Annotated in this window: 20 protein-coding genes; 10 read left to right on the top strand and 10 right to left on the bottom strand. The window is 55.0% G+C overall.

All coding sequences use genetic code 11. From position 1 onward, the window contains the following. Positions 1–38 precede the first annotated feature (38 nt). Complete coding sequence (locus LPB67_RS09925) at positions 39–1,013, bottom strand: NAD(P)H-dependent flavin oxidoreductase (protein ID WP_262837007.1); 975 nt, start codon at positions 1,011–1,013, stop codon at positions 39–41. Positions 1,014–1,187: 174 nt separating this feature from the next. Here LPB67_RS09925 and LPB67_RS09920 point away from each other — a divergent pair, with 174 nt between their 5' ends. Together LPB67_RS09920 and LPB67_RS09915 are read left to right on the top strand one after the other, a co-directional pair. Continuing rightward, positions 1,188–1,850: a TetR/AcrR family transcriptional regulator gene (locus tag LPB67_RS09920; protein WP_262837006.1), complete on the top strand. Its 663-nt coding sequence runs from the start codon at positions 1,188–1,190 to the stop codon at positions 1,848–1,850. A gap of 48 nt (positions 1,851–1,898) precedes the next feature. Next, complete coding sequence (locus tag LPB67_RS09915) at positions 1,899–2,753, top strand: enoyl-CoA hydratase-related protein (RefSeq protein WP_262837005.1); 855 nt, start codon at positions 1,899–1,901, stop codon at positions 2,751–2,753. A gap of 44 nt (positions 2,754–2,797) precedes the next feature. Here LPB67_RS09915 and LPB67_RS09910 read toward each other — a convergent pair whose 3' ends face one another. After that, a complete protein-coding gene (locus LPB67_RS09910; RefSeq protein ID WP_262837004.1) occupies positions 2,798–3,271 on the bottom strand; it encodes an Lrp/AsnC family transcriptional regulator in 474 nt (157 codons plus the stop codon). A 122-nt stretch (positions 3,272–3,393) separates the two neighbouring features. Between LPB67_RS09910 and LPB67_RS09905 the strand changes: the two genes are divergently transcribed. The 6 genes from LPB67_RS09905 (at position 3,394) to LPB67_RS09880 (ending at position 10,271) form a co-directional block, all read left to right on the top strand. Further along, positions 3,394–3,738, top strand: coding sequence for an NIPSNAP family protein (locus LPB67_RS09905; protein WP_262837003.1), 345 nt, complete (start codon positions 3,394–3,396; stop codon positions 3,736–3,738). A gap of 143 nt (positions 3,739–3,881) precedes the next feature. Continuing rightward, positions 3,882–4,388: a hypothetical protein gene (locus LPB67_RS09900; protein WP_262837002.1), complete on the top strand. Its 507-nt coding sequence runs from the start codon at positions 3,882–3,884 to the stop codon at positions 4,386–4,388. Between the two features lie 504 nt (positions 4,389–4,892). Next, positions 4,893–5,327 (top strand): EamA family transporter, encoded by a 435-nt coding sequence (locus tag LPB67_RS09895; RefSeq protein WP_262837001.1) that lies wholly within the window; start codon positions 4,893–4,895, stop codon positions 5,325–5,327. 104 nt (positions 5,328–5,431) lie between these two features. After that, entirely contained in the window at positions 5,432–7,921 is a 2,490-nt protein-coding gene (locus tag LPB67_RS09890; protein WP_262837000.1) for a DEAD/DEAH box helicase, read from the top strand. Between the two features lie 251 nt (positions 7,922–8,172). Beyond that, complete coding sequence (locus tag LPB67_RS09885; RefSeq protein ID WP_262836999.1) at positions 8,173–9,024, top strand: helix-turn-helix domain-containing protein; 852 nt, start codon at positions 8,173–8,175, stop codon at positions 9,022–9,024. A gap of 65 nt (positions 9,025–9,089) precedes the next feature. Continuing rightward, the gene (locus LPB67_RS09880) at positions 9,090–10,271 is read left to right on the top strand and encodes an acyltransferase family protein (protein ID WP_262836998.1); all 1,182 of its coding nucleotides are present in this window, start codon (positions 9,090–9,092) and stop codon (positions 10,269–10,271) included. A 13-nt stretch (positions 10,272–10,284) separates the two neighbouring features. Here LPB67_RS09880 and LPB67_RS09875 read toward each other — a convergent pair whose 3' ends face one another. Beyond that, on the bottom strand, positions 10,285–11,190 hold the full coding sequence (locus LPB67_RS09875; RefSeq protein WP_262836997.1) for an alpha/beta hydrolase: 906 nt from the start codon (positions 11,188–11,190) through the stop codon (positions 10,285–10,287). A 66-nt stretch (positions 11,191–11,256) separates the two neighbouring features. Further along, positions 11,257–12,171: an MBL fold metallo-hydrolase gene (locus LPB67_RS09870; RefSeq protein ID WP_262836996.1), complete on the bottom strand. Its 915-nt coding sequence runs from the start codon at positions 12,169–12,171 to the stop codon at positions 11,257–11,259. Positions 12,172–12,184: 13 nt separating this feature from the next. On the opposite strand from LPB67_RS09870, the gene LPB67_RS09865 reads away from it, so the two are divergent. Continuing rightward, the gene (locus LPB67_RS09865; protein ID WP_262836995.1) at positions 12,185–12,334 is read left to right on the top strand and encodes a hypothetical protein; all 150 of its coding nucleotides are present in this window, start codon (positions 12,185–12,187) and stop codon (positions 12,332–12,334) included. Between the two features lie 102 nt (positions 12,335–12,436). Here the strand turns inward: LPB67_RS09865 and LPB67_RS09860 are convergent, their stop codons facing one another. From LPB67_RS09860 to LPB67_RS09835, 6 genes are all read right to left on the bottom strand, one after another. Next, entirely contained in the window at positions 12,437–12,655 is a 219-nt protein-coding gene (locus LPB67_RS09860) for a DUF1289 domain-containing protein (RefSeq protein WP_262836994.1), read from the bottom strand. Beyond that, the gene (locus tag LPB67_RS09855; protein WP_262836992.1) at positions 12,655–13,161 is read right to left on the bottom strand and encodes a YbaK/EbsC family protein; all 507 of its coding nucleotides are present in this window, start codon (positions 13,159–13,161) and stop codon (positions 12,655–12,657) included. The genes LPB67_RS09860 and LPB67_RS09855 overlap by 1 nt, the downstream gene beginning before the upstream one ends. A 135-nt stretch (positions 13,162–13,296) precedes the next feature. Further along, on the bottom strand, positions 13,297–14,553 hold the full coding sequence (locus LPB67_RS09850; RefSeq protein ID WP_262836990.1) for a TIGR03862 family flavoprotein: 1,257 nt from the start codon (positions 14,551–14,553) through the stop codon (positions 13,297–13,299). Positions 14,554–14,687: 134 nt separating this feature from the next. After that, a complete protein-coding gene (locus LPB67_RS09845; protein ID WP_262836989.1) occupies positions 14,688–15,794 on the bottom strand; it encodes a substrate-binding domain-containing protein in 1,107 nt (368 codons plus the stop codon). Between the two features lie 360 nt (positions 15,795–16,154). After that, positions 16,155–16,961 carry a head GIN domain-containing protein gene (locus LPB67_RS09840; protein ID WP_262836988.1) on the bottom strand — a complete coding sequence of 269 codons (807 nt, stop codon included), beginning with the start codon at positions 16,959–16,961 and terminating at the stop codon, positions 16,155–16,157. 27 nt (positions 16,962–16,988) lie between these two features. Beyond that, positions 16,989–17,849, bottom strand: coding sequence for a DUF1700 domain-containing protein (locus LPB67_RS09835; protein WP_262836987.1), 861 nt, complete (start codon positions 17,847–17,849; stop codon positions 16,989–16,991). 586 nt (positions 17,850–18,435) lie between these two features. On the opposite strand from LPB67_RS09835, the gene LPB67_RS09830 reads away from it, so the two are divergent. Then, positions 18,436–19,971, top strand: a complete 1,536-nt coding sequence (locus LPB67_RS09830; protein WP_262836986.1) for an Ig-like domain-containing protein — start codon at positions 18,436–18,438, stop codon at positions 19,969–19,971. The last annotated feature ends 53 nt before the right edge of the window (positions 19,972–20,024 follow it).

Raw genomic sequence — 20,024 nt, 5'->3', positions numbered from 1 at the left:
CCTTGCGGATATCTTTTCAAACGGCGTCCATTGATGATTCAGCTCGCCAATACGCGCTGCTTGGCCGCGTCGTATTCCGCCTTCAGGCGCGCTACCACTTCGGCCACGCTAGGCGCATCCTCCATCAAGCCTACGCCCTGACCTGCGCCCCAGATATCGCGCCAGGCTTTGGCTTTGCTGCCGCTGCCGGAACCGAAGTTCATCGCGGTCTTGTCGGCGACCGGCAGGTTTTCTGGATCGAGTCCGGCCGCGACTATCGATTTTTTCAGGTAATTGCCATGCACGCCGGTGAACAGGTTGGTGTAGACGATGTCGGCGGCGCTCGATTCGATAATCGCCTGGCGGTATGCCTCATCGACATTCGATTCTTGCGTGGCCAGCCAGCGTGAGCCGATATACGCAAAGTCGGCCCCCATGGCTTGCGCTGCCAGCACCGCATCGCCGGAGGCAATCGAACCGGACAAGGCGACCGGGCCTTTAAAAAATTTACGCACCTCGCCGACCAGTGCGAAAGGCGACAAACCGCCGGCATGGCCGCCCGCACCGGCAGCGACCAGGATCAGGCCGTCGACACCGGCTTCCAGCGCTTTCTTGGCGTGACGGATCGAGATCACGTCATGCAAAACGATGCCGCCGTAGCTATGGATCGCATCCAGCATCTCTTTGGGCGGCGCACGCAGCGAGGAGATGATGATGGGGATCTGGTGCTTGACGCAGACTTCGACGTCATGCGCCAGCCTGTCATTCGATTGATGCACGATCTGGTTGACGGCGATCGGCCCCACCTTGGCAGCAGGATTGGCGGCCTGAAACGCTGCCAGCTCGGCCTGCAACTCGGTCAGCCAGGTATCCAGCAATTCTGCCGGGCGGGCGTTCAAGGCCGGGAAGGAGCCGACGATACCGGCTTTGCACTGCGCCGCGACCAGTTTGGGACCGCTGGCGATAAACAAAGGGGAGCCGATCACCGGCAAGGAAAGATTCTGTAACGCTTTGGGCAAATGAGAAGTCGTCATAAGGGGATCCGGTCTCGTAATTAAAATGGTTCTCACTGGACTGCGCTGACGCTGGGTGTCGCAAGCGCCGGTAAAAACACATGGAAACGATGTTTTTGCTGGCGTTTTTTAGTGAGGCTGATATGATGTTATCAGAAAAAACGTTGTTTTTCACAAGAATTTTGCGGACCCTCCATGTCAACACCAAAAACCAAAGTCATCGATTTCAAACAAGGTCAGGAAGAGCTGCGCAATACCCTGCGTCAAGGCATGCTGGATGCCGCCACCCGCTTGCTGGTGGAACAAGGAGCAGCGGCGCTGACCGTGCGCAAGGTCGCCGATGCGGTGAATTGCTCCACCACCTTGCTGTATTCGCTATTCGGCGGCAAGGACGGTTTATCGAATGCCCTGTACCTGGAAGGTTTCAGCCGCCTGATCCGGGATTTCGCGAGTTACGAAGCGAGTTTGCCCGCCATGCAAAAGACCCACGGACTCGATCGCATTTGGATGTATGCGACCAATTACCATGAGTACGCCAGACGCAATCCCAGCTATTACATGGTGATGTTCGGCGATGCGATTGCCGGCTTTGTGCCGCCGCTCGAATCGCGGGTGGCCGCCTGGGAATCCTTCACCCCGCTGATCAATGAGTTCGAACACTGCATGCAAGAAGGCAGCTTACCCAAGTCGAGTCCGAGCGCTGCGGCCCGCTTGCTATGGGCCGCGATGCACGGCGTGATCAGCCTGGAACTCAAAGGGTATTACCTGAAAAAAGAACATTCGGACGAACTGTATCGCGCTGCCGTCAGGGCAGTATTGCATTCGCTGAAAAACCCCGAACCCGATGCAGGAAATTGAATTTGCCTCACGGCGCTTGCATCAATAATGACAATCACTGGAGACTGTATGACCTATCACTGTTTCGATTTCAGCATCAAGGATAAAGTCGCTCATTTGCAATTCAATCGTCCGGACAGCATGAATACCATGCAGCCGGTATTTTTCCGTGAGCTGGTCAGTATTCTGAGCGATCTGCAACGCGACGCTCCGGCCCGCGCCCTGGTGATCTCATCGAGCGGCAAGCACTTCACCGCCGGTATGGCGCTCGATGTCTTCGCCGGCGGCGGGGTCAGCCTGGACGATGCCAGCGCGGCCGGGCGCGCCAACATCGCCCTGGTGCTGCAAGAGATGCATCGTTCGTTTAACCTGATCGAGCAACTACGCATGCCGGTGATCAGTGCGATTCATGGCGGCTGCATCGGCGGCGGCGTCGATCTGATCTGCGCCAGCGACATCCGCCTGGCCAGCGCAGACGCTTTTTTCTGCATCCAGGAAATCAACATCGGCATGACCGCCGATCTCGGCACTTTGCAACGCCTGCCAAAACTGATCCCCGAAGGCATCGTGCATGAAATGGCCTACACTGGACGCCGCCTGCCAGCCCGACGCGCGCTCGCGGTCGGCTTGGTAAACGAGCTATTCGACAGCCGAGAATTAATGATAGAAGCCGCGCTGCAAATGGCCGCCGAAATCGCCACGAAGCCACCGGTCGCCATCTGGGGCAGCAAACAAGCCATCCACTACGCACGCGACCACTCGACTCACGACGCCTTGCAACAAATGGGCTGGCTGCAATCCGGTATCTGGCAAAGCAGCAACCTGATGGAAGCCTTTATGGCGAAACAGCAAGGCCGGGCAACGCACTATGCGGATCTGGCGCCCGTGAGTTCGTTTGACGACGCAGCATATCAACTGAAATAAGCGAAGGCAGCGATCAGTCCAGGCTCATGGATTGCTGGCCGCCATCACGAAGTCTTCGAAGAGGCAAGCTGGAGTTGATCACCGCACAAACGCGGCCGGTCTTCGAAGTGCGACGATAGTACGATGGAGGTCGTCGTTTTGCCGATCGCACCTAGCGATTTGATCAGTGCCTGCAGATGCTCGGGCGCCGTCACCGCGAGACGGATCAAGGCACAATGAGTCCCCGTGGTTGCATGCAGCGCCAACACCTCCTGATGCGAAGCCGCCCACGCATCGAGCGCATCGTGCGAATCCACCGTAATGTTGACAAACGCCTCGAAGCTGTAACCCAGTGCCCGCAAATTTAAGCGCGTCGTGAATCCTTCGATCACCTGCGCCTCTTCAAGCCGGTGTACCCGTTCGGCGACGGCGGGTGAAGTGAGATGAATCCTGCGCCCGATTTCTGAATAACTGAGTCGTGCATCGCCTTGTAAAAGAGCGAGAATTTTGCGGTCGTAAGCGTCCAGTACAAAGCTCAAAGAAAACCTTTCAAAAAACCTTAAAATTTGCCGTAGTCTGGTTGCAAAAACCGTTGATCCTACGTTGTTTCTGGCACTTGGCGACTATATCATGAGTTCTTTTTGTCAAGAAAGCAAAGCACGTGAAACAGCTCATTGAAATAAGAACGTATACCCTCAATGCGGGCATGTCAGAACAATTCCAACAGGTCATGGGGGAGCGATCTGTGCCCATGCTGCTGGCGGCAGGCACCGATGTCGTTGCCGCCCGCCCGTCACTGCATACACCGGATGTCTATTTGCTGATTCGAGCCTATTCCAGCCTGGCGCAACGCAGCCAGAGCCAGGATGAATTTTATGCTAGTGCTGAGTGGATACACGGTCCGCGTGACGCTGTCATGGCCTGCATCGATACTTATACAACTGTCGTGATCGAGGCCGATCCATTCATCATCGACGGTTTGAGGTACCTGCCACAGTCGGCATGAAGCAGCATCATTTCGAAAAAACCGGCAACCCAGCGAGACGGCGTACGCTGAAAGCAATCGTTGTTTCAGCGCATCCCTCATGCTTACTGGCGGTCTGTAAATCAATGAATCTCCAGCAGTCTAACCAAATAGAAATGAGCGCCATGCAAACCAATCACCATAACCACGACGGCATCCACGATTTCGATTTCCTGATCGGCCACTGGAGGGTTGAAAATCGGCGTCTGGTCAAACGCCTGCAAGATAACCACGAGTGGGAAACTTTTGAGGCCACCCAGTACAACCAGTCGCTGCCCGCAGGGATAGGTAATTATGATGACTTCGTCGCCGCCAGCTGGCGTCCCGGCTTTGTCGGTATGTCGTTACGGCTATTCAATCCACAAACCAGGCTATGGAGTATCTATTGGCTCGACAATCAGAGCGCGGGTCTGAATGCAGCGGGCGTATTGCTGCCGCCCGTGGTCGGCAAATTCGAGAATGGGATCGGCGTCTTTGAATGCGACGATGAACTGGACGGCAAGCCGATTCGGGTTCGCTATACCTGGTCGGATATCCAGCGCGATAGCGCCTGCTGGGAACAGGCCATGTCGCCAGATCAAGGCAAGACCTGGGAAATGAACTGGCAAATGCGGTTCCAAAGAATCGCCTGATGTGGTCGCGCGATGGTGATCCGGTCGGCACAATTGGCATCTCTTATCGGACTTGCGCAGAACGACCAGCTGTTTAAACACTTTGGATCGCCACCGCAAGCTGGATGCGGCTTTCAGAGGCTTTTCGCGCCAACAGGCGCATCCAGATTGCGGGTTCGTTTAATAGCAAACGCCATGTATCCAGTCCCTCTCTTGCCTTTTCTCTGTGTCTCCGTGTCTCTGTGGTGAGAGGTTTTGGTTTGTGCCTGAGTCGTATCTGATTGTTTAGATGGTCATCGATCAACATCGTCCTTGCTGCGCTACCGGGCGGATGGAATGGATCGCCACAGCCAGCTTAAAAATTGCAAGACATTTACATTGTCCTCAGATTTATGCATTATCTGCGGGGCAAGCCATTCTGGTCTGTCCTGACAAGAATCGCACTGAGCAACAGAATGGTTCTTTTAAGATGTCAACATTTTTAAGCTATCTTTCCCATCGCCTCAACATCAGGAGTACCGCAGAATGACCAGTTCCAGCAGTTGGTTTTATTGGGCAATGTTGTCCGCTGTCTTTGCTGCAATGACGGCGATTTTTGCCAAAATCGGTATCCAGGGTGTCGATTCTGATCTGGCCACGCTGGTCAGAACGGCGATTGTCATGATCGTTCTATCGGTCTTTATCTGGTTTGCCGGTAAATGGAGCAATCCTTTCGCCTTGTCGCCAAAAACCTGGTTATTCCTTGCGCTGTCGGCACTGGCGACGGGCGCTTCATGGGTTTGCTATTTCCGCGCACTCCAATTGGGAGAAGCGTCGAAAGTTGCTCCGGTGGATAAACTGAGCCTGGTATTGGTAGCGATCTTCGCATTTAGCTTTCTGGGTGAACGGCCATCCCTGCGCGAATGGACAGGCATCGCGATGGTCGCTGGCGGCGTGCTGGTGCTGGCTTTTAAACGTTAAACTTTAGCTACACTGCACCTACCATCAGACATTATTGCCGACGCATTGCTCGCTTTAATACCCGACTTATCCCTCTTAAGAAATAACAAGGCATTCAACCTGTAATGACCCGAGCGCCCGAACTATCCGGTAAATTCCGTCCCCGTATCAGCCTACAGACTCTGCATCGCGGCGATGGTTTGTTGGGCATGAAGCCGACCGGTACTTTTGGCCCGCGCGGCGGTAGCGTGACCGTAGTGCAGATCGACTGGCTGTACACGACAGAGCGCGGCGTCCACTGGCAGACTCCGGCACCGACTACCTTACTCAATCGCCGGCCGCAGTCCAGCCATACACTGACCGATGCGCAAGGGCAGTCTGTGGTCTTGTTACGCGATCTCGGTGCCGAGGCGGATGCCCTGGATAAGGTTTGGGACCTGAATTTGCAGCCGGTGCCGGCGGCGAGTCTGCAATGGCGTAGCGAAGACGCGGCGCTTGCGTTCGGTCCCTTATGGAGTTTGCAGCAGGAAGATTTTTTTGCCGACTTTTGGGCCGAGCAATTACCAGCGTTACAGGCGCTCGGCTGGTCGGTGCTGGTCCATCCCGGCTTTGCTCATGAGAGTGTGCCGGTCGATGCCTGGCACCTGATCGTCGATCAGCAGACTGGCGAAATAACGGGTAAGGAAGTCGCGTCGCGCCTGCGCGGATATGCCCCGGCGATCGTGCCGCTCGGCCTGCCTGCACGCGAGGGATCGTGGCTGCTCAGTTTAGGGGTGGAAATCGAAGGGCAGGTACTTGACCTGGTGCCCATGCTCGCGAATTTGATACAACGCGATGCACGCTGGCTTAGCGCGGCGCAAGTTGCCGCGATTGACGATCTGGCGGTGATACAGCTGCGTGCGCCGGGCGGCAAGCGGATCGATGCACTGGCTGCCCCGCTCAAAGCGATTGTCATGCACATGCTGGAACTGCTGACCGATGAAAAACGTTTGCACGATAAGCGGCAAAGTCCCTTGCAATTGTCTGCCTGGGATGCCCACAGGCTGGAAGCATTGCGTCTGAGCTTGGCAAACAGCCAGGCTGCGCGCGCCGGTGCGCATGGCGGCTGGCAATTGCAGGGTGAATTGGGGTTACGCGCACTGGCGAAACGCTTGCAGCTTGCCGGCAGTCCGCGGGACATCGTTGCGCCTGAAGGTTTGGGCGTCACGCTGCGCCCGTACCAATTGCATGGCGTGGCATGGCTGCAATATTTACGGGAAAATCATCTGGCCGGCATTCTGGCTGATGATATGGGGCTGGGTAAAACCGCCCAGGCACTCGCGCATATCCTGCTTGAAAAGCAGGCCGGACGGCTCGATTATCCCGCGCTGGTGGTGCTGCCGACCTCGCTGGTGTTTAACTGGCAGGCTGAAGCCCGCCGCATGGCGCCAGGCTTGCGTGTGCTGGCGCTGCAGGGATCGCAACGCGCCGATGAATTCGCCAGCATGGCAGACGCCGATATTGTGCTGACCACCTATCCGCTGCTGTGGCGCGATCTGGCGACGCTGGAAGCGCAGCCCTTCCATTTGCTGATACTCGATGAAGCGCAAACCGTTAAAAACGCGGCCAGCCGCAGTGCCGATGCGGTACGGCGCTTGCGTGCCCGGCACCGGCTATGCATCACCGGCACCCCGCTGGAAAATAACCTGGGCGAACTGTGGACGCAGTTCGATTTTTTGATGCCGGGCTTTCTCGGCGACATGCGCAACTTCACGCGGCTCTGGCGCAAACCGATCGAAGTGAATGGCGAAACCCTGCGCGCGCAATTGCTGGCGCAGCGGGTCCGGCCGTTTATTTTGCGACGACGCAAACAAGACGTCGCCAGCGAATTGCCGCCCAAGACCGAGGTCATCAAACGCCTCAAGCTGACTGGTCAGCAGCGCGATCTGTACGAGAGCGTGCGGGTCGCCGCCGATGAGCAGGTACGCCGCATCCTGCAGCGCAAAGGCTTTGCCGGCGCGCAGATCAGCATCCTCGATGCCTTGCTGAAGTTGCGCCAGGTCTGTTGCGATCCGTATCTTCTGAAGGGGACAAAAACACCGGACAGCATGGAACGCGCCAAACTCGGAATGCTCAGCGACATGCTGCCTAACCTGGTGGCCGAAGGCCGCCGTGTGCTGGTGTTTTCGCAGTTCACCGAAATGCTGGATCTGATCGCCGTCCAACTGACGATCTTGGAATTGCCCTACCTGGCATTGACCGGAAAAACGCCACCGGCGCAGCGTGGCACGGTGGTCGCACAGTTCCAGAGCAAGACCGTTCCCGTCATGCTGATCAGCCTGAAAGCCGGCGGCGTCGGCCTCAACCTGACCGCCGCCGATACCGTAATCCACATGGATCCGTGGTGGAATCCGGCCGTTGAAGAACAGGCCACAGCACGCGCCCATCGCATCGGCCAGCAGCAGGCCGTGTTTGTGTACAAGCTGGTGGTGGAGGGCAGCATAGAAGAACGCATCCTCGACCTGCAAGCGCGCAAGGCAGCGCTGGCAGAAGGCGTGCTGGGCAGCGATGCGGCTCTGGCACCGAAGTTTAATGCGGCGGATTTACAGGCTTTGCTGGCACCGTTGAGCGGGTAGAAACTGTGCCTCTGCGGCGACAGGTTTTACACAATGAGAGCACTATCTGCAGAGGGCATCCGCAATATCCATGCGCTTTTCCAAGGCTTATCGCTCCAGAAGGCGCATGGAATAAGCGGATAGGTTTTGCATTTTGTACATTTAGAAAAATCATATTCCAGAAGCGCCGCCGTAAAATTGACTTAAATTTACTTGCATCAATGTCGTAATCGTTCAATACCTTGCCCTTTCATCCGGATACTATTTCTTCCATGTCAGAGACCAATCTCAAAAATAGTCCGCAAACCAGCATGTGGCCGGCCAGCACGCGCTGGACTGAGCATGTCCTGATGTACGTGGTACGGGACACGCGCGGCTGCGGATTGAGCGAGACCGAGCGCATGAATCGTTTTCCTGCAACGCCGTTTTGCTGCATCTCCTGGATGCTGGAAGGTGAAGTGCATTTGCTGCAGCAAGGTGAACAAGTGCGTGATCAGCGCTTGCCGCGTATTGCTCTGGTTGGTTGCCAGAGTCACTACGGCAACTCGATCAATATCGGTGATCGACATAGCTTTATGGCGGTATTTTTTTCAGATGCGTTTCATCGCTTGTTTGAGGTTGACCTGTCGCTGCTGCAAGATCGGTTTGTCGATGCGTGCGACTACCTGAATGCAGCGGGACGGGATTTATTACAGGCAGTCGCGGCGGCATCGGATCATACGCAAAGACGTGTTTTGATTGAAGAGTTTGTCGCGGCGCACGCACATCGTTTGGAGAGCAATCCCTGGCTCAAACTCAGACGTCTGGGCAGCAATCTTAGTCTGCGTGTGACCAGTATCTTGCTCGGAGTCGGTGCGCGGCAGGCGCAACGTCGGGTGCGCCGTGAAACTGGCTTGCCTTTGCTCGGTTTATCTAAATTATGGCGTGCTAAACGTAGTCATCACAAATTGAAAGAAACCCTGGATCAGGGTAAGCCTTTGAATTGGGCAGAGCATGCCAGCGCTCAGGGTTATGCGGATCAATCGCATATGGTCAGGGACTGTAAAGAAATTACCGGGCGCAGCCCTCAGCAGATTTTGAACGACATCCAGAAGAATGAAAACGATTGGATGTATCGCCTGTAGAATTTTTTTGGATAGCCTGACTGGTATTTGGATTTGAAGCCGGTATTCATCATAGAAAGTATTTCATGAGCCAAGGACAACGCCTGCATTCACTCGACAACCTGCGCGCAATCATGATGTGGCTGGGCATCGTGTTGCATGTTTCTGTCAATTACACGGCAGGGCCGAGGATATTGCCGTGGCATGATAATCAAAGCACCTTGCTGGCTGATTTGCTGGTGGTCGTGATTCATGTATTTCGTATGCCGGTATTTTTTATATTAGCGGGGTTTTTTGTTACGCTGCAGATACATCAACGCGGTGTTGAAGGGATGCTGCACAATCGCATGCGTCGCCTTGCTTTGCCTTTTATGTTGTTCTGGCCTGTGCTCTTTCTCGCATCGGGTTTGCTGGTGAGTTTGTACGCGCATCTGAACCTCTATGGCACAGTCGGATTGGATGCATCGATTGTTCCAAAGATACCGGACAAGCCCTTGGTGAATACCGCACATCTGTGGTTTATCTATTACCTGATCTTATTTTGCCTGACTACTGCCGTAACGCATCACCTGAGCAAGTACCTGACCGAAGCACATAAAACACGCATTGCCAGCATTTGGAAAACATTATCAGAAAAATGGTGGGGTTTCACTGTATTGGCATTGCCATTGGCCCTGACCGGTTTTTTATATCGCGGCGGCGTGGTGATGCCAGGCGGGTCATTTATTCCGAATCCGGCCGAGTTCATTCATAACGGGATGTTTTTTCTATTCGGCTGTTACCTGTATCGACATCAGTCCGACTTGCTGGCTTTATATGTGCGCTATCGCTGGCGTTATATGCTGGCGGGTTTCCTTGTCCTATTCGTCTATCTGGCGCTCTTCAAACGCCTTGAATCTTTGCAAGACACACTGCTGCCGCTCAAGGCAGGAATGGCTCTCTTGTATAACTGCGTCAGTTGGCTGTGGTGCTTTGGATTGATAGGACTTTTTTTACATTACCTGCCAAAGCAGAATCGTGGTTTAGCGTATATCGCCGACAGTTCTTACTGGGTGTATCTGGTACATCTGCTGGCGACCATCGGTTTTGGGGCTTTGCTATACGACAGTCCGCTCAATGCCATTGGAAGGATGGGCTGTAATATTGTGCTGACCACAGCCACGTGCCTGCTCAGTTATCAATTGCTGGTACGTCATACCTGGCTAGGCCGGTTTTTAAACGGACAAATCGGGCTGAAGAAATTAAACCCTGTCACCAATCCATCTTAATGACTAAATCGGATTAGTGCGATACCAGCGGTGCTGGATTTCTGCCTGCGTCGCTTAGCACAAACTGGCTGACCGTATCCAGGGTCGGTGCCAGGCTGCGCAAAGGCCAGGCCATGCTGCCGATGAGACTGACGTGACTGGTTTTGTCGAAATGAAATTCCTGTACCGGCACACCGGCGGCACGCAGCTTGTTCGCCAGGCCGGTCGTATTGCGCACCGGGTTGACCAACTTGTCTTCCAGCGGCGCGATCAGCAAACTCGACGGCGCGCCGCTGCTGACATGGTTGATCGGCTGTGAATCAGCTGGTGTGTCCGGATAAAAAAATACCGGACGCGCTTCGACATTGGTAATCGGAATAAAGTCATACGGTCCGGCCAGGCCTATCCAGCCGCGCAACGCCGATGGCTGCATGCCGACCTCTGCCAGCCAGCGCGGATCGAGCGCCAGCATCGCCGCATTGTAAGCACCGGCACTGTGTCCCATCACGAACAGGCGCTTGGGGTCGCCGCCGTAATGCTGGATTTCTTTGCTGACATAAGCCATGGCTAAGGCGCCATCCTGTAAAAATGCCGGGTAGCGGACTTGTGGATACAGCCGGTAATCGGCAAGCACGCAAAGAATGCCGCGCGATGCCAGCGCCTCGGCCACAAACAGATAGTCCGCGCGCTGGCCCGAGTTCCAGGTACCGCCGTAGAAAAAAACCACCACCGGCCAGCTACCGGTGGGCGAGGTTTTGCTAGGTGTGTAGATATCCAGTTTTTGTCTGGGATCCAGGCCATAGGCGACGTCAGCCGTCTTGACATAGGCCGAACCCGGGGTCAGCGCATTAATCGTCCGCACTGGTGAGCACGCCGCAACCAGCCCGAACAGGATCAGCAATGCGCTAAAGGAAAGTAATATTTTGAGCCAGACTGTCACGCCACCTCCGAAATGAGTTCTATATCTTATTCGCTGGGAGAGTCTTTTCGGTTTCAACAAAATGCGTCAGCGCGTACTAACTAAACTACCGCCTTGCAGACGGGCGACGCCGGATTTGACCAGATCAGCAGTCAGTGATTCCAGCAATGGATCCAGCGGTTCATCCAACAGACTTGCCGATGCTTGCATCAGGCGATTGCGATTGAATGCCTGTCTGATCTGCGGCAGCGGTAGTTGCTGCGATTCCAGCAATTGAAACGCGATCATGACCTTGAGGGCATTGCGTGCATTGCGCCTGGGATCAGCCGACAGATAATCGAGCCGGCTGCGGGCACGTTCCAATGCGTCGGCAACATCGCTAAACGGCGCGCCATGCCCAGGGATCACGATGCGTACATCCAGCGCTTCAATCAGGTTCAATACGGCGGCTTGCTCGGCGAAACCCGACTCGCCTTCCAGCTCAGGAAAAATCACGCCGAAACCGTTTTGCCACAGCGCGTCGGCAGAGATCAGGATGGCTTCGCTGGCGCAATACAGCATGAACGAGTGGGGATCATGCCCCGGCGCCGCCAGCGCCTGCCATGTCAGCCCGCCCAGATGAAGTTGCTGGCCTGGGGATAAGCTGTCATCAAAAGTAAAGCGCTGACAGCGTTGTCCGGTCGCCTTGAACGTCAGCAGGTCTTCATCCCAGGCAGCCACCGCTAGCACATCGGCGACCGGAATCAAGGTGCGGCATCGATAGGCCTGCTGCAATACCGCGTTGCCGCCGCAATGGTCGGAATGCAGATGGGTATTGATCAGCAGCTCAAGTGGACGGCCTTGCAGCGCATGCTGTACCAGCGCCAGCGTTTGAGCGGCATGCGTCATGTAGCCGCTGTCGACCAAGGCAGTCGAGTTGGCATCGATGAATAAAATATTGTTCGACGACAGCCAGCCACGCTCGAATACCTGTAAGCCGGCGGGCAGTTCTGTTCGTGGCATTTCAGCGTGGGACATGAATGTGATCGCTTGTATTGAGGACTTACTAGGACTTACGCAAAACGGCAAGCTGCTTACCACCATGTACATTGAAGCCGCAGGCTGGATGCGGCTTTCAGAGGCATTTCGTGCCAACAGGCGCATCCAGCTTGCGGCTTCGTTTTGATATCAACACCGCATGAAGCCGGTTCCTCTTGCCTTTTCTCTGTGTCTCCGTGTCTCTGTAGTGAGCGGTTTTGGGTTTTGCCTCAGTCCTAATATGGTTAAACTAGCCCGGTTCAAACATGCGCTGTTTGATCTCTATCCAGATGCGGCGCTTGGCGTCGTTGGTGGCGCGGCTCCATAGTGTGATCTCATCAATGGTGCGGAAGCAGCCGACGCACCATTGCTGCGAACTGTTCATCCTGCAGATTCCTATGCACGGTGACGGCACATCGTTCAGCGGCGCATGCGCGGCGGCAGGATCATAGTCGTACAGGATGCTCATCAGGCCGCCCTCAACGCGATATCGACGACCGGTGCCTCGGTCATGCTGACTAACTGCGTCGGTGTGAGTTTAAACACGGCATGCGGGTGGCCGGCAGCGGCCCAGACTGCGGGATATTGCAGCAAGTCCCGGTCGATCAGCATGACGGTTTTTTCGATATGGCCAATCGGACAAACGCCGCCGATGGCATAGCCGATTTTTTCTTTGACGAACTTCGCATCGGCCTTGCCCAAGGGACCAACAATGGCAGCGACTTTGGCTTCGTCGACGCGATTGCTGCCGCTGGCAACCACCATCACGGCGGCATTATCGGACAAGCGGCGGAACACGATGGATTTGGCGATTTCGGCGACGCTGCAACCGAGACCTGCGGCGGCTTCGGCGGAAGTTTTACCGGTAGCCGGCAGCATCACGATGCTTTGGTCGTGTGCCAGTTGTTGCAACAGCCGGGCGACGCGTTGCGCCGTTTCCGGAAGAACGGAATGGGTAGATTCGGATAGAGACATGAGCTGGCGATTAAAACGGAACAGCTCATTTATAACACAGCATAAAGCGCCATGCTCGTGAAAGCTTTGCAGACAATGATTCCATGCCGACTGCAGCAGCGGCCAACTTTGCAGTAGGTCCTGACATAAGATGATTTATTCTTGCCGTGCCAGCCATTCGATCGCGCCGGATCCCGCTCGTTTGCCGGTTGCAAAACATCCGGTCAGCAGATAGCCGCCCGTCGGCGCTTCCCAGTCCAGCATTTCACCGGCACAAAAAACGCCGGGCGCATTACGCAGCATGAGCCCGGCATCCAGCGCGTCGAAACGCACCCCGCCTGCGCTGCTGATCGCTTCATCAATCGGCCGGGCCGCGTGTAAAACTAAGGGCAGGGCTTTGATCGCCGCCGCCAGCAAAGCCGGTTGTTGAAATTGCTCAGGCGCTAAACATTCCCGCAGCAAAGCCGTCTTCAATGCATCGAGCCCGACTTTACTTTGCAGATGACTGGAGAGCGAGCGCGATCCGCGTGGCTGCAGGACTTCTTGCGTGACGCGTTCGGCACTCTTGCCCGGCGCCAGATCGAGATGCAGAAGCGTTGTTCCGCGACTCGCAATACGATTGCGCAACAAGGCGGACAAGGCGTAAATCAGGCTGCCTTCAACGCCGTTCTGCGTGATCACAAATTGTCCCTGGCGCACCAGCGGCGTACCGTCGTCCTGTTCAAACCGGGCGGCCACCGTCATCAATGCCTGTCCGGCAAAACGCTGTCGCAAGTAATCCGACCAGGCCACATCGAAACCGCAATTGGACGGCATTAAAGGCGCAACCGCGATGCCGCGTTGCTGCAAAGGCGCCACCCATGCGCCGTCCGACCCCAGGCGCGCCCAACTGCCGCCGCCCAGTGCCAATACCGCGGCAGCGGCCGCTACGCTTTGTTCGCCGTCCGGGGTGACAAACACATAATCGTCGCCATCCCAGCCCAGCCAGCGATGGCGCATATGAAATCGCACCCCCGCTTGTCGCAAGCGATGCAGCCAGGCGCGCAGCAAGGGCGCGGCTTTCATATCGACCGGAAATACCCGTCCCGAACTGCCGATAAAGGTGGCAATTCCCAAACCATCAGCCCATGCCCGTAACTCCTGTGCGCCAAACTCGGCGAGCATCGGCGCCAACTCGCTCTGGCGTTCGCGATAGCGTGCCCGGAAGGCGTCTGCAGGCTCGGAATGCGTGAGATTCATGCCGCCTTTCCCTGCCAATAAAAACTTGCGGCCGACCGAAGGCATCGCGTCGTAGAGGTCGACCTGGATGCCTGCATCAGCCATGGTTTCGGCTGCCATCAAGCCGGCCGGACCGCCGCCGATCACGATGGCCCGGGGCGTTTCGGCAGTTCTATTTTTTCCGTCTTTTTTCATGCGCGCATTGTAATTCTATTTCACCGGCAAACCTAGATGTTGTTATGACCGGCGGCCCGTACCAACGCAAGAAGGGCGACCAGTTGCCTGATCGCCCTTCGTGAATTACTGGCTTTACGGATTAAGCGCTTCGCTTATTTGGCCCAGATTCTTTGGTATTGGCTGCGATAGTCGTTACCCGGATCAAACACATTTTTCGGTCCGCCGTCATACGCGATATTTTGTGCGGTGACCAAATGCACGGGGGTCACGTAACCGCTAGGCGCAACATCGGAGAAGGCGCGATTGAGTTCATCGACTAGTTGCCAGCCATGCATCAGCAAAGGCTCAGGCACCGTACCGATTTGCAATGAGCTGGCACGAATCCGTTTAAAGGCGCCGCTCGAGCCATCACCGGCCGACAAGCCGGATACCTTGTTGGTCGAGATCAGGGCGGCAATTGCCGGACGCTCCATCAAATCAAAATACACGTCATTGACGCCAATCGCGTGCGTCCATTTAGCGCCAAATTTTTTGGTCAGATTCTCCACCACATGCAGCATCTTGGTGTTGGCTTCCGCTACTGGGACATCTTCCACGCTTAACAAACGGCAGCTTTCGCATTGCTTGATGACTTCCACAATCGCATTCGATTTAGCCACGGAATAAGGATTCGAGGTATCTGAAAAAACCACGATACCCGCTTTGCTATTCGATTCGACGACGCCATACAAAGCGGCGATCTGCGCGGCTTCTTTCGGATTCGAAGTGATATTCGTGAACAGGCCATCGGCAGGGCCGCTCTTTATCGAGGCATGCCAGCCGACCACCGGGACTTTGGCGTGTGCGGCGGCGGCCAGTCCTTTTGCCTGCCCCGCGGCATCAACACCTGCCAGGATAATACCGTTCGGCGACATATCCAGAGCCTGGCTCACAATCGCGGCGCCCTGATTGCATCGACCGCGGCAATCGATATACAGGATTTCCCAGCCGGCACCGTTAATCGCTTCTTTGACGCCATTAAACAAGCCGGAGATACTTGGATCGCTCAGGTCGGAGGCGATGAAGACGATTTTTTTCTTCTTGAGTAACTTAGGTCCATCGACCGGACCTTCCCAGCGCGTCTTCAATGCGGCGGCCTTGGCTACTTTGGCATTCGCCCGGCTCAGGAATTGCATCGGGTTTTCCTGGGCTACGGCATCGGTAATCAGACAAAAAGCGACAAGCAACACGGTCAGGCACTTACTTTGGATAGCAGTCATGATTCTGGGTCGGTCAAGTTAAGAGGGAAAACCGGCATGTCGCTATGTTGTTGCAGACATCCGCACCACGTATGTAACTTTTTTTACAAATGCGGAACGATTATTGCAGAAAATTGTCCCAAGTAAATAGAGTTTCACTACCAAGTCATGCTCATCGAATTTTATTTCATTTTACTGAAACATTACTACATTATATTTGGTGCGAAGCAATATTTTCCAATGTAAATGCCAAAATCAGTGGTTGTAGCGCGACACCATTTCCCGGCCGCCATGCATTGATTTGCCGCTCATTCGGGTAGCGCCCAGCGCCACTCTCTGCCCTGCGATCTGGTAGCGAGATCCTTTCAATTTTCCCGACTTTTACTGCCAGTAAATATTCCCGGATCCGCTTTTGCTGAGCTGGCGTTTAGCCGGATTTCCGTAAATTCTGAGGTCGCCGCTGCCGCTCAATTGGCCTTTGATTTCTTGTGTGACCGTTACTTTGGCATTGGATGAGCCGCTGGCATGGATGCTCGCCAGACTGGTCTTTAAACCTGAGGCATCCAAATTGCCGGAACCGGTTAATCTGGCATTCAATGATCGGGCCTGCCCCTTGATCACGACATCGCCGGAACCCGTCATGCTGATGTCCACGTTTTCGCTGGCCGCCAGATTCATCTTCATATCGCCGCTGCCGGTTACACTGGCCTGTACTTCCTGGAAATCACTATCGAATTGCAGGTCGCCGGAACCGTGGATCGAGATATCCATTTTTTTACCGCGAAAACCTTTAATGCCGGCATCGCCGCTACCCTGCATCTGCAATTTTTCCAATGCCGGTAAAGCGATTTCCACGATCAAGGGCTGACGTATCAGCACAAACATGCCACGCGTGCCGATGTACAAGGTATGGCCTTCAATTCGGGTCGTCACGCGTGACAGCATATTGGTTTCGCCGTGCACCGTCAGCTCCGGTGCAGCCGCTTGTTTGAGCAGCAGATCGATGGGGCCGTTCATCACGATATTGACGACACCTGCCTCGATCGTGCGTGTTTCCCTGGAGACGGAAGCACTGGCAGAAGCTGGCGCGCCGGTTTCTGCATGAGCGCGCATGACGGCGGTGCTGAGCGCAATTAAGACGATCGCCAGCACCAACATGCCGAGACCGGTTTTAATTAATTTTTTCATGATGTTCTCCTGTTCCAGATGGATGGCTTAAGCATTGACCGGCAAGCGCAGCAAAGAAATATTCCATTGCAAATAGTTTTTAAAACCGACGAACGTGTATCTGGTCATCAGCAAACTCAGCAGGAACAAGGCAATGCCGCCCAGCAAAATACCGATGCCTTGCAGTGCGTTGTAATGCCGCAATTTATTCTCTACATTGACCTCAACCCGGCCGGGAGCGGCGGTCGTTATGCTGGCCGACGCGACCTTCACGCCCGCCATCGTGGCGACCGCAACAGGCTCGGCAGAGCTTGTTGCACTGGCGGCAGATGCGCTCGCAGCGGCATTTGCGGGACTATTTGCAGAGGCGCTTTCCTGATCCTCGACAACGATGCCTGACGATGAAATATCGACTTTGAAGCCATCGCGGGAACGCGACCGAATAGATAAATCTTCGTCTTCGTCATTCATGGTGGCGTGGTAATGATGCGATGGCAGATTGACTTTGAAGTGCTCAATGCCCGACAAGCTGCCTGCGGTAATGACAATGCCCATGACATAGAAAGTCATCGATGCGATGAAGGCGGTGAATAACATGCTGGCATACACCATCGCAGGGATGATCATAAAGAAGTTAAAGACCATCACGCCGATCAGGGATACGAACAGGCCAGCCAGATTGGCCGGACTGGCTTGCTGTTTAAATGCCTCCAGACGGAGTTTGTTGCGCTTTTGCGCCGCAACCAATTGTGGCGCTGGCAAGCTGGCTGCGACTTGTTCTTCGGTACGTCCTGCCACCAGGGCATTGACGAATTGCGCTTCGTAATCCCACATGGTTTCTTCCATCACCGATGCAGGCAAACCCTGCAGAGCTTGCTTGAGTGAGTTCATGTAGTCGGCTTTGTTCATGGCTTGTCTCCCTGATCAGGTAATGATGGATGCCGTAGCTGAATGAGGCGATACGGCTTGCTTATCTTGACTTTAAGCAAATCCAAAAGACAAGACCAGCGGGATGCGACAGTGCGCAGAAATCAGGGAATAGATGGTCGTGAACCTTGATGGGCGGATAAATATCAGATAAGCATCAGTCCAGCATTTTGTGCCCGCTGAAGCAGGTGATCGTCATTCGATCCGGGCATGGATGCGCCGGGCTTGCGTGCTTACTGTCGTTTTTTTTGCGCAATGTGCGCCAGCCAACAGATCAAGCGGCCGAATCGGCGAATAGTTCGTCTGTAGTCTCTTTGCCGAATTCTGTTTCGATCAATCATTTTGAATCTATCAAGATCTGTGCACGACCCGGTAGGTGATGTGAAGCCGCCACGAAGTCAATGATGCGTCAAGAAAAAGTACCGCCAACAAATCATTCACCCGCCAGTTCTACGCATAGCGCAATTTGCTCATCGCTCTTAAATAGAACCATCTGACATAGATCACAAAAGAAAAACACGATTTCGTTATGAGTGTTAATGAGTGTTAACCACCTGAAGGAAATAATATGAACGGCCTTAAACGTTACAGTAGTAACCTCTTCTATTCTGCAGGATTCCTGCTGGCAGCCCTCCTCGCAGGATGCGGCGGTGGCGATCAGGGACGGGATCCGATACTGGGATTGCCCGCTGCAGATTTAACCAGCGTCGCCGTAACTCCGGCGACTAGCTCAGTTGCCATTGGCAACACCCAGCAATTAGTAGCGACGGCAACGTTTGCAGACGGATCAACCCGCGATATCACCGCGGTGTCGGTATGGACTTCGGCGGCACCGGGCATTGCCACTGTCAATGGTATGACGGGTCTTGCTACCGGCGTCGCCAGCGGCACTGCGGCAATGACGGCCAGCTTCCGTAGCAAAACGGGATCGGCTAACGTCACCGTGCTGCCACCCGCCTTAGTCTCGATTGCTCTGACACCGGTTAACCCCACCGTCAATATCGGGGCATCGCTTCAACTGGTGGTGACCGGAACCTATTCGGATAAGACTACCGCCGATCTGACTAACGTCAGCACCTACGTTTCTGCCAGTCCGGCTATCGCGAGCGTCAATAGCACCACCGGAATGAGCAAGGGATTGTCCGGCGGTAGCGCAGTTATTACGGCAAGCTATGCAACGCAATCGGCCACCACGATTATCACGGTTCCGGCAGCGCCCGTTACGCCTCCAGCGACCCTGTCCTCCATTACAGTCACACCAGCCAATGCTTCTATTTTGGTCGGCGCTACCCAGGCTTACACGGCAACCGCCACTTATTCGGATAACTCGACGGTCAACATCACACAGTCGGCTATCTGGGCATCGGGCAATACAGCTGTTGCATCGGTGAACTCAACCGGACTGGCAACCGGCGTATCGGCTGGCGCAACCATGATTTCGGCGACTTCCGGCACTAAATCGGGCAGCGCAAACCTGATCGTGACTGTGCCCGTCAATCCACCGGCAAGCGGCATTAATCTCGGCACTGCTACCACCTTTGGCGTACTCGCCGGCACCTCCATTACCAATAACGCCGGCGGCACCACGCTGGTCACAGGTGATGTGGGATCGCCATCGCAGACCACCGACCCAGTCCAGGCTGCCGGTTTCACCAACTATAAATCAGGTGCGGTGTTGACTAATGCGCTGGCAGATCTGCAAACCGCCATCACGGACGCTAATAGCCGTACTTGCGACGTCAATTCGGCAGCCGGTATCGACCTGGGCGGCTTGACTCTCACTCCCGGCGTGTACTGCTACGCAGGTGCCATCAGCATTACCGGTACCTTTACCATGAGCGGACCTGGTTTGTATTTATTCAGAAGCAGCTCAACCCTGAATACTACTGCCAACTCGATCGTTGCCTTAACCAATGGCGCAACTTATGACAGCGTGTTTTGGGTGCCGGTTGGAGCGACAACCTTAGGCGCGAATAGTGTATTCAAAGGCACCATCATGGGCAAAGCCGCAGCGATCACTTTAGGTGATGGGGCATCGCTACTAAACGGTCGCGTATTGACCGGCGCAGCAGCAACTCTGCGCAATAACAAGATAACAAAATAAGTAGCTAACCACCCAAATGGACAAGCCTGACGGCTTGTCCTGTTCAAACAAAA

Origin of the sequence: Undibacterium sp. Jales W-56, from assembly GCF_025548535.1 — a bacterium.
In the GTDB taxonomy this organism is placed as follows: domain Bacteria; phylum Pseudomonadota; class Gammaproteobacteria; order Burkholderiales; family Burkholderiaceae_D; genus Undibacterium.
Note: the sequence above shows the minus strand (reverse complement) of the source record. Positions and strands in the feature narration are given on the sequence as shown.

What these genes read in the sequence shown, in the direction of transcription:
- LPB67_RS09925 (WP_262837007.1), bottom strand. Translation starts at nt 1,013, where the DNA reads ATGACGACTTCTCATTTGCCCAAAGCGTTACAGAATCTTTCCTTGCCG.
- LPB67_RS09920 (WP_262837006.1), top strand. Translation starts at nt 1,188, where the DNA reads ATGTCAACACCAAAAACCAAAGTCATCGATTTCAAACAAGGTCAGGAA.
- LPB67_RS09915 (WP_262837005.1), top strand. Translation starts at nt 1,899, where the DNA reads ATGACCTATCACTGTTTCGATTTCAGCATCAAGGATAAAGTCGCTCAT.
- LPB67_RS09900 (WP_262837002.1), top strand. Translation starts at nt 3,882, where the DNA reads ATGCAAACCAATCACCATAACCACGACGGCATCCACGATTTCGATTTC.
- LPB67_RS09895 (WP_262837001.1), top strand. Translation starts at nt 4,893, where the DNA reads ATGACCAGTTCCAGCAGTTGGTTTTATTGGGCAATGTTGTCCGCTGTC.
- LPB67_RS09890 (WP_262837000.1), top strand. Translation starts at nt 5,432, where the DNA reads ATGACCCGAGCGCCCGAACTATCCGGTAAATTCCGTCCCCGTATCAGC.
- LPB67_RS09885 (WP_262836999.1), top strand. Translation starts at nt 8,173, where the DNA reads ATGTCAGAGACCAATCTCAAAAATAGTCCGCAAACCAGCATGTGGCCG.
- LPB67_RS09880 (WP_262836998.1), top strand. Translation starts at nt 9,090, where the DNA reads ATGAGCCAAGGACAACGCCTGCATTCACTCGACAACCTGCGCGCAATC.
- LPB67_RS09870 (WP_262836996.1), bottom strand. Translation starts at nt 12,171, where the DNA reads ATGCCACGAACAGAACTGCCCGCCGGCTTACAGGTATTCGAGCGTGGC.
- LPB67_RS09865 (WP_262836995.1), top strand. Translation starts at nt 12,185, where the DNA reads ATGAATGTGATCGCTTGTATTGAGGACTTACTAGGACTTACGCAAAAC.
- LPB67_RS09860 (WP_262836994.1), bottom strand. Translation starts at nt 12,655, where the DNA reads ATGAGCATCCTGTACGACTATGATCCTGCCGCCGCGCATGCGCCGCTG.
- LPB67_RS09855 (WP_262836992.1), bottom strand. Translation starts at nt 13,161, where the DNA reads ATGTCTCTATCCGAATCTACCCATTCCGTTCTTCCGGAAACGGCGCAA.
- LPB67_RS09850 (WP_262836990.1), bottom strand. Translation starts at nt 14,553, where the DNA reads ATGAAAAAAGACGGAAAAAATAGAACTGCCGAAACGCCCCGGGCCATC.
- LPB67_RS09845 (WP_262836989.1), bottom strand. Translation starts at nt 15,794, where the DNA reads ATGACTGCTATCCAAAGTAAGTGCCTGACCGTGTTGCTTGTCGCTTTT.
- LPB67_RS09840 (WP_262836988.1), bottom strand. Translation starts at nt 16,961, where the DNA reads ATGAAAAAATTAATTAAAACCGGTCTCGGCATGTTGGTGCTGGCGATC.
- LPB67_RS09835 (WP_262836987.1), bottom strand. Translation starts at nt 17,849, where the DNA reads ATGAACAAAGCCGACTACATGAACTCACTCAAGCAAGCTCTGCAGGGT.
- LPB67_RS09830 (WP_262836986.1), top strand. Translation starts at nt 18,436, where the DNA reads ATGAACGGCCTTAAACGTTACAGTAGTAACCTCTTCTATTCTGCAGGA.